We start from the raw sequence: 13472 nt of genomic DNA, 5'->3' as shown, positions 1-13472 counted from the left end.
TCCCTGCAACACGAGTTGTGTTAAGTTAAAAATAACAACTAAAAAATAGCCTGCAAAAGGCAGTAAGAGAGGCAATAATGAAACGTGTAATTGCTTGTATTGATTCTTCGCCTTGTATTAATGCGCTTGCTGAAGCTGCTGCGTGGATTGCAACACAAACTCAACGTGAATTGGTGTTATTACAAGTTTTGGATTATTACCCCGCCAGTTATCATTTGGGGGAAATTAGTGGCGTGATTGGTTTTGAAAGTAATGCGATGTTACTCAAAGAATTAGCTGAGTTGGAACAAAAACAAAGTGAATTAGCACTCGACTATAGCAACAATTTATTGCAGCACATTTCCAATATGATTCAGGAAAAATATGAAATTGTACCTACTCAAATTCAAGAAAAAGGCGATTTTCTAGAACAAAGCTTCAGTGTGTTGAATGAAGACGATATTGTGGTGATTGGACGCGTGGGCGAAAAATCTGCTGAACGCAATAAGGCTTTAGGGAGTAATGTCGAAAACTTTATTCGTGGTGCAAATTGTACCGTGATGACTGTGGGAGAGCATTTTAAAGCACCAACCCGCTTTATTTTTGCTTATGAATATTCCCCAACTTGCATCAAAATGATGAAGCGAATTGCACAAAGTGATTTGCTTAAATTACTGCAATGTCATTTGCTTTATGTGGGCGATCATCCTGAAGTTTTAAATGAACCTGCAGATTTTTTAACAGCAGCGGGTTTAGATGTGGTGGTTGAATATCGTTATGGTGATGTAGCTGAAAATATTTTAGATTATCAACGTGAACATGGTATCCAGTTGATTGTACTAGGGGCATTTAGCCACAGTAAAATTCATCAATTTTTCTTGGGAAGCATTACCACCAATATTTTCCGTAACTCAACTGTTCCTTTGTTGGTGGCAAAGTAAAAATCGTAAATGATTCAAAAAAGATCATTTCAAAAGATTGTTTAGTTGAACTGATGTAAATGCTTGCTGACTGTCCATGGTTATCCGCATAATTTGTGGATAACTGTATGGACAGTATATGTAACATTATAATATATAATGTAAAATTGCTTTAGGTTGTTTTTTAACCTTGTGTGGACTTTACTTTACAATCGCTAAAGCAAAGCCATCATGTCCTTTGCTGCCTACAGTTTGTAATGCTGTGCACGATAAAATTCGCGAATGATTTTGCATGGCTTTGAACATGTCACGAATCCCTTCAATGCTTGGTTTGTGATTGTCAGGATTTAAAATTTCCCCTGCACGAATTACATTGTCTAAAAAGATAATTGTACCTGAGCGTGAAAGTTTAAGACTCAGTTCCAAATATTCAGGATAGCTTTGTTTGTCGGCATCAATAAAAATAAAATCAAAAGCTTCAGTATCTTCTGGCAGAGCTTTTAGAATTTCTGCAGCACGACCAACTTTTAATTCAACCTTTTGTTTTAATTGAGCGCGGTCAATATTTTCCTGTCCCAAAGCTGCATGGGTATCACGTCCTTCAATCGTGAGTATATAACCATCTTCAGGCAGCGCACGTGCTAGCCACATTGTGCTATAAGCTGCGAATGTGCCCAATTCCAACACACGTTTGCATTGATTCATTTGAATGAGCATTTGTAGCAACATGCCCTGATTTGCCGCAACTGCAAGGTGATCTGGAAAACCTTTGGCATCGGTATTTTCTAAAGTTTGCGTCAAAACTGGGTCTTCGGGAATTAAATGTGATTCGATATAGTGATCGATATCCGTCCACATTTGTTGCATAGCGTGCTCACCTTTGTTGCGATGTGTGCATTGTAAACTTTTCTGCTCAGAGTGCAATTTATTCGCGGAATGGAGCAGGTGATAATCTATTTCGCAATAAAAAAAGAGGTCAATTTGACCTCTTTAGGATTTAATTCTAAACAACACTGAATTAGAAATTACACATAGATGAATGGCGGCTTAAATCTGGCCCCCAAGTTCGATAACCTTGTGTATCAATATGAATTTGTCCTGAAGCGTATAAGCCTAAGCCCATGTTTAAACTTTGACCATATTGCTGCCAGAACTGACACAGTCTGTATTTGGTACTTTCAATATAGGCATAGTCTTCGGCATTCGGGAATTGTGGCCCAATTCTAAAATCAATGGCTGAGTTAAATAAGTGACGCGATGAGTTCGCACCACCTGCACATTGATTCAGTGGTAAATCTCGATAGACAGAAGTGACTTCAAAATCAGTTAAGACTTTAGAGGCGACCAAATATTTAAATACACGCAAGGTAGGCACCTGATTTTGCCACAATTCACGACTTGGAATCATAAATTGCGAACGTCCACAGCGTTGCCAGTCACGTGCGGTACGCATTAATTCAAAACTTGGAATAATATTGCCAACACCGTTGTGTTCCAAGAAGCGTTCATATTCACGAACTTGGCGTAAATTGTCACTCACTGCCACCCATGCATTATACGAATAAGGCACAATTTTAGGTGCTACCTGACGCTCATAGGTGATTTTTTCTTGAGGAATGAAAATTCGTTTTCCATCGGGCGTGGTGATCGTTGTTGTTCTGTTTGGGGTTGAACTACAGGCAACCAAGATAACGGGAACAATGCTGAACGAAAACAGCGCCTTGAAAAATTTCTTCATTAGGCAAATCAGATATTTATTTAAAGTGGCAGTATTCTAATCGAAAATGCTGGTTAAAATTTGAAAATATTGCAATCAAATGTGTGTTTTAGGTATAAAAAAAGATCAGCACAGGACTGATCTTTTTCACAACAAGACGAACTTACTTTTCTAAGTATTGTAATTTGTCTGGTTTGCCATTCCATTCTTCACGATCAGCAGGTTGATCGCCAATTTGTGTAATGTTTGGCCAAGTCTGTGAAAGTTCAGCATTTAGCTCGATAAACACTTCCTGACCTTCTGGTAATTCATCTTCAGAGAAAATAGCGTTGGCAGGACACTCTGGTTCACATAATGCACAGTCGATACATTCGTCTGGATTAATGACAAGGAAGTTCGGACCCTCGTAGAAGCAGTCTACAGGACAAACTTCAACGCAGTCTTGATATTTACATTTAATACAGTTTTCAGTGACAACAAATGTCATGGCGACAGCTACCTAAAAATATGGTTCTAATTCAGAATAGTCTATTTTAGGCAAAAATCACTACAACTAACAATCGCTTTTACTGATATTTGATATAGACAGTGCTGCTAAATTTGATAAAAGGGGGATAAAACCATCAAAAAAACTTATAAATGACAAAGACTCTCAATTGAGAGTCTTTGTTTAGCTCAAATTTTTTAGAAATAACAGCGGCTAAGCGTTCAATTGTTCCTTTAAAGCATACAATTGTTCCAGCGCTTGTCGTGGCGTTAAATTATCGACATCTATACTGCGTAATAAATCTAAAGCAGGTGATGGTTTTTCTACCTCTATTACACGTTCAATCACTTCTGGTTCAGCTGAGCTTGTTGCTGGTGCAAATAGGTCATCTTGAACGGCTAAATTGACATTTTTGTGCTGCTGTTTTTCTAAAATTCTTAAACGGTTTTGCGCTTCTTTAATCACATTGGCTGGAATGCCTGCCAATTTTGCCACTTGCAAACCGTGACTTTGGCTTGCAGGACCTTGTTGAACTTTGTGCAAGAGAATCAGGTTGCCATTCATTTCTTTGGCGGTTACGTGGTAGTTATCCACCCCAGATTCTTTGCTTAATTCGGTCAATTCAAAATAATGCGTTGCAAATAGGCATAAACATTTGATGCGTTTGCTTAAATCCAACACACATGCCCATGCCAAAGATAAGCCATCGTAGGTACTGGTTCCGCGACCAACTTCATCCATCAGCACCAAAGACTGTGAGGTTGCATGGTGTAAAATTTGTGAAGTCTCAGTCATTTCGACCATAAAGGTCGATTTACCTGTCGATAAATCATCGGCAGAACCAATACGGGTAAACACGCGATCAATAGGACCTAATACGGCTGTTTGGGCAGGCACATAACTACCACAATAGCCAAGTAGGGCAATGAGTGCGGTTTGACGCATATACGTTGATTTACCGCCCATATTCGGGCCAGTAATAATTGCCAAACGATGATTGTAGTCGAGTAAAGTATCATTCGGTGTAAAGGCGGTTTTACTCAAGGCCTCAACAACAGGATGACGTCCTGCAGTAATTTTAATTCCAATTTCAGGGCTATATTCAGGGCGTGCCCAATTGCGTAAACGTGCTTGATGGGCAAAGTTTGCCAATAGATCAATTTGTGCAATCGCGCTGCTCATCATTTGTAATTGAGCAATGTCTTGGCGTAATTCATCCAATAGCATTTCAAATAGCATCTTTTCACGGGCTAAAGCACGGGACTCGCTAGACAGGACTTTATCTTCAAAACTTTTTAGCTCTGGGGTGATGTAGCGTTCTGCATTTTTTAAAGTTTGACGACGGATATAGTGTTCAGGTGCTTGCTCGGCTTGGGCGCGAGTGAGTTCAATGTAGTAACCACTGACACGGTTGTAGCCAATTTTTAACGTTGGGATACCGCTTTCTTGGCGCTCTTTGACTTCTAAATCAATCAGGAATTGCCCCGCATGATCACGGATTTTGCGTAGTTCATCGAGTTCACTGTCAAAACCCTCTGCAATGACATTGCCATCACGCAATAGTACAGGTGGGTTTTCTACAATTGCCTGCATCAGCCGTTGATGCAGTCCATGAAAATCGCCCAGTTCTTCATTCAGGTTTTGAATGAGTGCGGATTGTTGTGCAGAAACAATGGGCTGTAAGGCATGACGCAAATAGGGAATTTGCGCACAGGCCTGACGTAGTTGTACCAAATCACGTGGGCGTGCGCTACCGAGTGCGACACGACTCAGCACACGTTCAATATCACTAATTTCTTTCAGTACCAAACGCACAGGCGACTCATGGTAACCTTGTATTAAGGCTTGAATTGCATCCAGTCTTGCATCTAACAATGCCGTGTCACGCAAAGGTTGCATCAAGGTACGACTCAGTAAACGGCTACCCATGGCAGTTTGGCAATCGTTAATCAGTTGGAATAAAGAAGTGCCGTGTTCAAATAATGGTTCAACCAATTCCAAATTACGTCGGGTCACAGGATCAAGCGCAATAAAATTGCTGCTTTGTTCTAATTGAATACTGCGAATATGTGGTAAAGCCGTTTTTTGGGTTTCTTTGGCGTAGTGTATTAACGCTGCCGCTGCTGCTTTGGCTAAGGGCAAATGATCAATACCAAAACCTGAAAGTGTCGATACAGCAAACTGATCACAAAGCGTTTTTTGCGCATTGTTTAGGTTGAAATCGACATTTGGGCGTTTGGTCACAGGGCAGTCAAGTTGCTTTTTAACCTGTTCAATAATATTCGGATCGACAATATCTTCATCGACCACAATTTCGCTTGGCATTAAACGAGAAAGTTCAATCGCGAGTTGTTCAGGCAAATAATCCATTTGCTGAACTTTAAAAATCCCTGCACTTAAATCCAGCAACGCGATACCAATTTGGTTTTGCTGTAAGCATAAAGAGACCAAGTTGGAAGATTGATGACTGTTGAGCAGGGCATCATCGGTGAGCGTACCAGGGGTGATAATCCGTACCACTCCACGCTCTACAGGACCTTTGCCTGTTACCTCGCCAATTTGCTCACAAATTACCACGGTTTCGCCTTTTTTAACCAAGCGAGCGAGATAACCTTCGGCAGCATGATACGGTACGCCTGCCATTGGGATAGGTTTGCCGCTGGTTTTACCTCGATGGGTGAGGGTAATGCCTAAGAGTTTGGCGGCTTTGTGTGCATCATCAAAAAATAATTCGTAGAAATCGCCCATGCGATAGAACATTAAAGAATGTGGATGTTCCATCTTCACCCGTAAGTATTGCTGCATCATAGGTGTAAGTGATGATAGATCAATACCTGAATTTTCTATGTTCATCTAATAAAAATACCTTTAAAAATAATAAGTTCTTCAATGATAATCATCTGCTTACATTCCTATTGCTGCTTAGGGGTAACAAGCAAGTCCTAAGGAATCCAATGAATAAGTATACCTTTTAGTATACCTTTTATTGGTGTATCTTATTTAAATCCTATCAGCATATGCATGCTGAAAAATCTGAGGGTGATTTTAGCAAAATTACCGAGTGCGAAAAGGTTAGAAGAACTATATGACTGTAAAAGATCCTACTTATACAAAAAAAGTAGCGTTAACTGCTCGAGCTATTGAAAAAATGAAACCTGAAACTTTCTTAGTAGATATTGGTGAAAATGAAGGGTTAAGAGTTAATAAGGGGAAAACAGGTCTGACTTCATTTTCTTATCGCTTCAGAAGTCCTATTGATAACTCGTTAAAGAAAGTAAAAATTGGTATTTACCCAGATATGTCATTGGCTGAAGCTAGATTAGAGCTTCAAAAGATGAAGATCAAACGCAGAGCAGGTATTTGCCCAAGTCAGGAGCTAAAAGATCAGAAGGAACAAAAAAAGATTGAGCAAGAAAAACGAGATGAAACAAATGCCCAATTTACAGTCAAAGAATTGATTGATTTATATTTAACTAATGTAATTGAAGACCGTTATGTTTTAGATAGTAAAACAGGCAGTAAGAAGTTGATTCCAGGAGCGAGAAAACGTAAAGGACAAGATGAAGCTAGAAGAACACTATACGGCGATGCGGTTAGAGTATTAGGACATATAGCAGCTGATCAAGTGACGCGAAAAGATGTCGTAAATATGATTTCTAAAATTATTGAGCGTGGGGCAAATGTTCAAGCTGGGCGTGTACTAGCAGAATTAACGTTGGCTTATGACTACAGTATAGGATTGGAAAAATTTAAGGATGATTTTGCAAATCCGGCACTTTTGGCTAAATCGAGTTTAAAGCAAAGCAGGGTGAAGTTAACACACAAAAAGGGTAGCCGAGTATTATCAGATAAAGAAATTAAAAAAGTATTGGAATGGCTTCCAACATCAGGTTTCTCAGAAAAAGTTAGGCATATTCTTAGAATTACGTTATGGACTGGGTGCCGTACTGGGGAAGTTTGTGAGTTGAAATGGGCGGACATTGATTTTGAAAAAAATACGTGGCATTTAAAAGGAAGCAAGAATGGTACGGATAGGTATGTCCAACTTTCTAAACAATGCCTTGAATATATAAAAGCATTATCTCGTGAGTCGGACTTTCTTTTTGAATCAAGTATTAAAGGTAGGCCAATTACCCAGAAAATTCTTACAGTGTATAAATGGCAAATGCGACATCCTGAAAAACTTTCATACGCATTACAGCCTGAACAATTGTGGTTGTCCGAAATTGAGGATTGGAGTCCGCACGATTTAAGGCGGACTGTGCGTACTGGTCTATCTAGGTTAAGTTGTCCTGCAGAAATTGCAGAAGCTGTATTAGGGCATTCAAAAAAAGGAATACAAGGTACTTATAATTTGCACGCGTATGAAAAAGAATGTGCGGAATGGTTACAGAAGTGGGCCGATCATTTGGATGCTTTATAAGATAAAAGAGAGCCTCTGGAAGAGGCTCTTATCTTTATATGTTACAAAAATCTTTTGAAATATTGTTCAATAGAGTTTTCATTGGAAAACCTTTCTTTAGTGAGTAAATTCTCGACCATACTAATATTATTTACCTTAATAGTTTTTGGTGCGTTTTGCCCTAAAGTGATCAATTTAATCCAAAGCTGTTGATGTTCTTCATAGCATTTTTCAAGATGGCCGGACAGGGTTGTGATTTTATTGAGGGTAGGATCAAAAAACTGTATTTCATGATCAGGCTTGAGAGATTCCGAGTTTGAGAGAGTTGATCCTTTATTACCTATTAATTTCGTAGATTGATTTGGTTTAGATGAATTGGCGAAGTTCATTAAAGTTATAAAGATAAAGCGAATACCATAAAAAAGCACGCTAATGAAGAAAAAGAATACTGCAATCCAAAAAATAGCTTTTAACACGATTGACCCCTCTAATAAATTGATAAATTTTGTTATGCTAAGATAAATAACAAATGAGTTTTAAAAAAATGATATCTAACAAGTTCCCAGATGTGATTTTTGTCGCATCAAATGAAATGGTGGAAGAGTTATTTGAGAAAAAATATCCTAAATTGGTAAAGGAGTCTGAACCGAAAATAGATGGATTCTTTTCTAGATTTAATCAGAAATTTGATGAAAGTACTAGTCTGACACTAGGGTTGATAGGAGCAAGTATTCATAAAGCTACAAATAAAGAAAGCACTAAAGACGTTTTAACACATGCTGAAGAAATTTCAGCAGAGTTGATGAAACGTAACAATAATAAGAAAGTGAAAAATACAAAGCCAGCTCTTGTTTATAGCGTTGAAGATAAAGCAAGTATTATTTTGAAAGGGATGAAACTTCCTACTGAAGTAATTTATGTATCTTTAGAAGATGCAAAAAAATTAAAAATTCCCAAAGAAGATAAGGTGACTGAAAATAGCTTTTTTATCAAGCATCCTCATATTAAAGACCTTTACATTAGACCAGAAAACTTCCAAATCGAATTAGCAAAAGCAAAAGAAAATGTATATATCCAATTAGCAATAGCTTTTGGTGCTAAAGAAATTCGTTTAGTGACTAATTCCCTTAATCATTCAAATAAAAAACTAAAATCAAATATTCCCTTACCTCAATACGGGCTACTAAGTGGCTTTGATGTGTCTTTTGATACCACTACAAATCAATATCGATCAACAGTAAGAGAATTTGATCCAACTGATCATGAGCCGTATATTCCAAGTGATTTACAGGAGTGGGTAGATCAAGATATGGAATTGCAAACTATGTGGGATGGTAGAAAAGATGGTAAACGGCAAAAGACACATACCATGAAATTACATTATTTTAATGATACGAATGGTAGTGTACAAGTCGCTGTATCTTTACTTAATATTTTGAAACAGGAATTTAATGCGAAAATGACGCAACAAAAATTTGAGGCAACAACAGTTTTACTTAAGATTGATTATCATTAATAATAGCTGATATTGCCTAATAAGACCCATCTTTGATGGGTCTTTTTTTATGCCACTTTTTCTACAGTTTGCCTGAGAGTGTTTGATATGGCGTAACTATTTTCTGGATATTCCGAGTTTTCATCTAGAGGGTAAAACTCATCGATGACATCAGCATCTTCTTCAGAATTAATCTCAAATACAGCATTGGCAAAACCTCGTCTGGCGATATAATCTACAGCCTCCTGATAAAATCCTGCCTGCTTGCTCTGCTCATCAATTTGCTTGGCTTGAGTAATGGCATCATTGAGACTAATCCCATCCCTTAAAGTTAGATCCACGTAATACACCGGCTGACGATAGCTTTGTGTGGTGCTTTTGCCTCTTAAAGTCAGTTGCAAAGGCAAGCAAGAGAGTAAACCTCCTGAAGCTGCGTGGTAATAACTCAGCCGTGCAGCCAAAGTCCGAATACTGTTAAATCCTGTGGTTCTAAAGATGAAGGTGCCAAACTCATCCGAGTCATCTAAATTCACATGCAAGCGTCCATAAGGCTTGCAGTTACCTCCTTGAGCCAACGGACATAAATCTGGTGATGGACAGGGATGTTGCTCTACACCTTGATTAGTTAAACGTTGGCAGGTTTCCCCATTACCGACACAAACTGGGCGCCCAGTCTGACGGTCAAATAGGCTGTATTCTGCACGTAGGTTTAAGTCAGGATCATTGAAGATCATTCTGACAGGGATTGAGCGTAGCTTTTGATTCGGCGTACTGGCTCGAAGCTGTTCATCTAATGGATGTTTGACCCATCCCTCTTTGCTTTGGATCTGGGAAGTAATGGTGAACTGATCATCTTTTTCCGGTAGGCGTTTGCCATTCTTTTCTACTACCCGACCAATACTGATACGCCCTAGAGCTGGTGGTGTAATCGCTAAACCTTTAATCATTTTATTTTCCTCAATTTGATTTTGTACAGATCATCTAGCTTTATGTAGATCACCTGATTCAAGAAATATGTATATAGCTCGATACAAAAGCCGCGACCGTTTGCCCTCTATTCCTAGCGAATGGAGGGCGGGGAGCGGTTTTTGTGCATCGCTATTTAAATGGGCTGAAACAGGCTAATCGGTATAGATGTTGAATCGACGACCGCCTTGCTTCTGAAGTGGATAAAGCTCAATGAGTTCAGGCTGATGCTGAAGCAATGCCTTGGTATTCAGACTGATGGAGTCCTTGGCTTTCTTCCACACCACAGAGCCACGACTAAACACAGCTCGCTCAGCATCTTTCATCAGCATTTGGATGTGATGCTTCAACTGGTCAAAGCGTTCCTGCTTATGCTGAATCTCTTCCTTCATTTTGATGAGCTGATCGAACATCAAATTGGCATTTTCATTTTGCGAGAAATCTTCAACAGTCAAGGGTACATGCGCTGGATAGAGTTGCTGAATCGCTTTGGCTGCGGATTCACTGGCATCGACTGATGGTGGAGTATTCGTTTCCACACATTCCCAGAAATAACGCTCTGCCTGAATGATGTGTTGAATCACTGATTCAGACCGTGTCACTTTGAAGATTTTGGTTTCATGCCCACAGATCAGAACACAGACATGTGCAGCCTGTTTGCCTGTTACCGCTAGTTGGTGTTGCACCTGACACAGCACGTATAAAGGCACACCATCTCGCCATAGCTTGGCACCATGTTCCCCAGCTGTTTTACATTCCAGAATCTGCACGTCATCGCTACCCACTACCGCATAGTCCAGATTTGCCAACATAAACGATTTATCCGGATCGGGATGCTGAAGCACGGCATTCACTCGTCTCACTTTATTATTGGTATGCAAGCTGTAGTATTCCGCTACCAGTGGCTCTAACTGTTTACCCCAATACAACGGTGCAACGCCTGAGCTGTCATCATCAACGTTCTGCTGAGTTCGACCAGTTTTAATCATCCACAGTTCCAGCATTGACATGTAAGGATTCAATCCACATGCGGTTGCGGCATCACTACTGCCAATACCTTGCTTACGCACTTCTAGCCATTCTTGGTAATCCATATTTTTAGTATTGGCTAAACGTTTGGCTGTCGCTGTTCGTTTAGCTGCGGTATTTGATTCATTCATCTCATTCGGAATTGGAAAATGAGGGAGTTGAGAGGTATTTATCGGTGCAATCTGATTCATGTGCATATTCTTATCTGAATGGACACCTAGTGGTACGTAGTATTGAACACTGATTCTTATTCTACTTGGACAGTAGTTTCTCCTTCATTAGTTCACCAGTTCACCAAATCAATAAATTTTATCAATTCATCAGACTCAAATTATTTTCAATATTAGATAGCAGTCTAATCTTTTATCTTACTAAAAAAATCTGGCTCTTTTGAGCTGATCCCATATGTACCATGTCTCCATTTTGCCTGTGGTAACCCAAATTTTCCTAGCTTCCCATTCTCATAATATTCTTGTAAATATTTTCGATTACTCTCATTGCGTTTTGAATCAACTTCCTTAAAGGCCTCTAGAATTTCTGAAGCTATTTCAACATCAATGTTGTTAGTACTCTTAAAGCGTTCAAAATATTGTTTCCATGCTTCATAATTAATTGATTCATCACTACCTTTATTTCCCGAGGTAATAACAGGACCTTGCTCCATCTTAGATAAATTTTCTTTATACTTTTTTTTACGCAAGTCATTAATTTTTGGATTTTTCTTATACCTCGATAAATTATGACTGTAATTTGTTTGTTTGCTATCTTCATGACTTGCTAAGTCATCATATGCTTTCTTTTTCAGTTTGGAGGAATTAATGCGTTCATAATTACCCGCAACTTGTATAGTCTCTTTATTTTTTAATACATAAAACTTCTTTTTACGTAATGGGGCGCGATAAAAATTAATTTGTGCTATAAAAATATTTTTAATTTTTAATACATAGATATACGGATCATAGTAGGAATCTAAGTGCTTTTTATAAAGATCAGGGCTAATAAAGTCGACATTTGAACAATGTGGTAGCGGTAAAGATATCTTATTATTCTTCAAAACCTTACTAGGTTTATCAATTTTTAAGTAAGCAGAACCGATATCCTCTTTAAACCATTGTGCTATAGCAGTATTGAGTAACTGATAAACTACTTCTTTATTTTTTGTTCCTATAATGCAATCAATTTTAGGTTTTAAACTTAGTAAGAAAAAATTAATATTTTGAATATTATTACTTTTCTTAACTTCGGAATATATATAATTTAAAGCATCAAAGAAATATCCCAACAGTTCTTTTGCTTTGGTATCTAGCTTCAAGACTATATTCTCTTGAATGAGCGTATAATCTGCTATATCTTTGTTTTTATCTATATGTTTCATAACCTTACTTTTTTAAATTAAACTCTACGTAGCTTAACCTTCAGCATTTGAGATAATCCAAATACGCTTTAATGGTAATTCAGCCTTGATGTCATCATTCAACTTTTCATAATTTAGAAAAACTTGGTTTAACAAATCATTCTGTGTCCAAAGCCTAACTCTAAAGAAGCTAGAGGCTAATTCTTTTTGTACATTAGATTTAAAGCCACCCCAAGCGACAAATAAGCCTTGCTTAGTATTAAACTTTGTCATCGCTCCAATTAACTTATCTACTGTTGGACGATCTACCTGTCCATCTCCTGATTTGACTTCTACACAAATTTGCTGTTGCCCAAATCCCATGGGGCCATCACCAGCTAAAATATCTACACCACCATCGGCACCTTCTGGACTTTGCCAACAAGTATATCCTTGTGCTTCTAATACTGCTTTGACTAATAACGTTAATCTATGACCTTTAAATTTCGATTCGATCACTTTTCTAATTTGATCTTGCCCTATAAATTCCAAATCAACTGAACTAGATTCATCTGAAGCATCTTCAACGGCAATGTCTTTTTGAACTCCTTCAAATTTTATTACCTGATGTATGTTTTCTGGTTGCCATGCGTTTTTTTCCATTGCCAGTAAACGTTCTTCAGCATTATTTCGCTGTATACGGCAAATAGTCATGAAAGCCCCAAAGCTATACAGAATATCCTGAGAAAAATGAGATCTTGGAATTCCAGTAGCTAACCATTTCACTGAACGTGAATGTTTAAATGGATCAATAGCATCAGGGTCATAGGAATATTCAGAAGTGATAATTCCTATATAAATAACGGGCTGTAGTTTAGAGGGTAGAATAATTCGATCACCAATATTCATCGTATGAATAAATGGCCAAATTTGACTGGCATGATTTGAGAGCTTTCTAGGCTTAGCATCAAGGTCTGTTTTTGCTAGTTCAGCAATTAAATCCCCTCGATTAACAATTTTTTTTAAATCTAAATGTAAGTTATCCCAAGTTACATAAATTCTAGATGAACTCAAAAACCTTTCTTCATATTCACCTTGTGAACCAGCTCTTACCAACCATACAGCCATATAATATTTTTCCTAT

Annotated in this window: 12 protein-coding genes; 3 read left to right on the top strand and 9 right to left on the bottom strand. The window is 38.2% G+C overall.

Annotation, left to right across the window (positions count from 1 at the left end; all coding sequences use genetic code 11):
• Positions 1-77: 77 nt before the first annotated feature.
• Positions 78-920 (top strand): universal stress protein, encoded by an 843-nt coding sequence (locus FTT74_RS07295; protein ID WP_154320670.1) that lies wholly within the window; start codon positions 78-80, stop codon positions 918-920.
• 180 nt (positions 921-1100) lie between these two features.
• Here FTT74_RS07295 and FTT74_RS07290 read toward each other — a convergent pair whose 3' ends face one another.
• The 4 genes from FTT74_RS07290 to mutS form a co-directional block, all read right to left on the bottom strand.
• Entirely contained in the window at positions 1101-1766 is a 666-nt protein-coding gene (locus tag FTT74_RS07290; protein ID WP_136144534.1) for an O-methyltransferase, read from the bottom strand.
• A gap of 151 nt (positions 1767-1917) precedes the next feature.
• Positions 1918-2637: a D-Ala-D-Ala carboxypeptidase family metallohydrolase gene (locus FTT74_RS07285; protein WP_004973092.1), complete on the bottom strand. Its 720-nt coding sequence runs from the start codon at positions 2635-2637 to the stop codon at positions 1918-1920.
• 142 nt (positions 2638-2779) lie between these two features.
• On the bottom strand, positions 2780-3103 hold the full coding sequence (gene fdxA / locus FTT74_RS07280) for a ferredoxin FdxA (protein ID WP_004973093.1): 324 nt from the start codon (positions 3101-3103) through the stop codon (positions 2780-2782).
• A gap of 213 nt (positions 3104-3316) precedes the next feature.
• The gene (mutS, locus tag FTT74_RS07275; protein WP_179988802.1) at positions 3317-5956 is read right to left on the bottom strand and encodes a DNA mismatch repair protein MutS; all 2640 of its coding nucleotides are present in this window, start codon (positions 5954-5956) and stop codon (positions 3317-3319) included.
• A 232-nt stretch (positions 5957-6188) separates the two neighbouring features.
• Here mutS and FTT74_RS07270 point away from each other — a divergent pair, with 232 nt between their 5' ends.
• Complete coding sequence (locus tag FTT74_RS07270; protein ID WP_104852155.1) at positions 6189-7526, top strand: site-specific integrase; 1338 nt, start codon at positions 6189-6191, stop codon at positions 7524-7526.
• A gap of 41 nt (positions 7527-7567) precedes the next feature.
• Here FTT74_RS07270 and FTT74_RS07265 read toward each other — a convergent pair whose 3' ends face one another.
• On the bottom strand, positions 7568-7981 hold the full coding sequence (locus tag FTT74_RS07265) for a hypothetical protein (protein WP_104852154.1): 414 nt from the start codon (positions 7979-7981) through the stop codon (positions 7568-7570).
• Positions 7982-8034: 53 nt separating this feature from the next.
• Here FTT74_RS07265 and FTT74_RS07260 point away from each other — a divergent pair, with 53 nt between their 5' ends.
• Positions 8035-9021 (top strand): hypothetical protein, encoded by a 987-nt coding sequence (locus tag FTT74_RS07260; RefSeq protein ID WP_179988801.1) that lies wholly within the window; start codon positions 8035-8037, stop codon positions 9019-9021.
• A gap of 47 nt (positions 9022-9068) precedes the next feature.
• On the opposite strand, the gene FTT74_RS07255 is transcribed toward FTT74_RS07260, so the two are convergent.
• The 4 genes from FTT74_RS07255 to FTT74_RS07240 form a co-directional block, all read right to left on the bottom strand.
• The gene (locus FTT74_RS07255) at positions 9069-9947 is read right to left on the bottom strand and encodes a hydrolase or metal-binding protein (RefSeq protein WP_179988800.1); all 879 of its coding nucleotides are present in this window, start codon (positions 9945-9947) and stop codon (positions 9069-9071) included.
• Between the two features lie 174 nt (positions 9948-10121).
• Positions 10122-11186, bottom strand: a complete 1065-nt coding sequence (locus FTT74_RS07250) for a YqaJ viral recombinase family protein (RefSeq protein WP_179988799.1) — start codon at positions 11184-11186, stop codon at positions 10122-10124.
• 164 nt (positions 11187-11350) lie between these two features.
• Complete coding sequence (locus FTT74_RS07245) at positions 11351-12370, bottom strand: hypothetical protein (protein ID WP_151839329.1); 1020 nt, start codon at positions 12368-12370, stop codon at positions 11351-11353.
• A 33-nt stretch (positions 12371-12403) separates the two neighbouring features.
• Entirely contained in the window at positions 12404-13456 is a 1053-nt protein-coding gene (locus FTT74_RS07240) for a restriction endonuclease (protein WP_151839328.1), read from the bottom strand.
• Positions 13457-13472: the final 16 nt, after the last annotated feature.

It is taken from the genome of Acinetobacter sp. YH01007, assembly GCF_013420425.1.
GTDB classification, from domain to species: Bacteria; Pseudomonadota; Gammaproteobacteria; order Pseudomonadales; family Moraxellaceae; genus Acinetobacter; species Acinetobacter towneri.
Note: the sequence above shows the minus strand (reverse complement) of the source record. Positions and strands in the feature narration are given on the sequence as shown.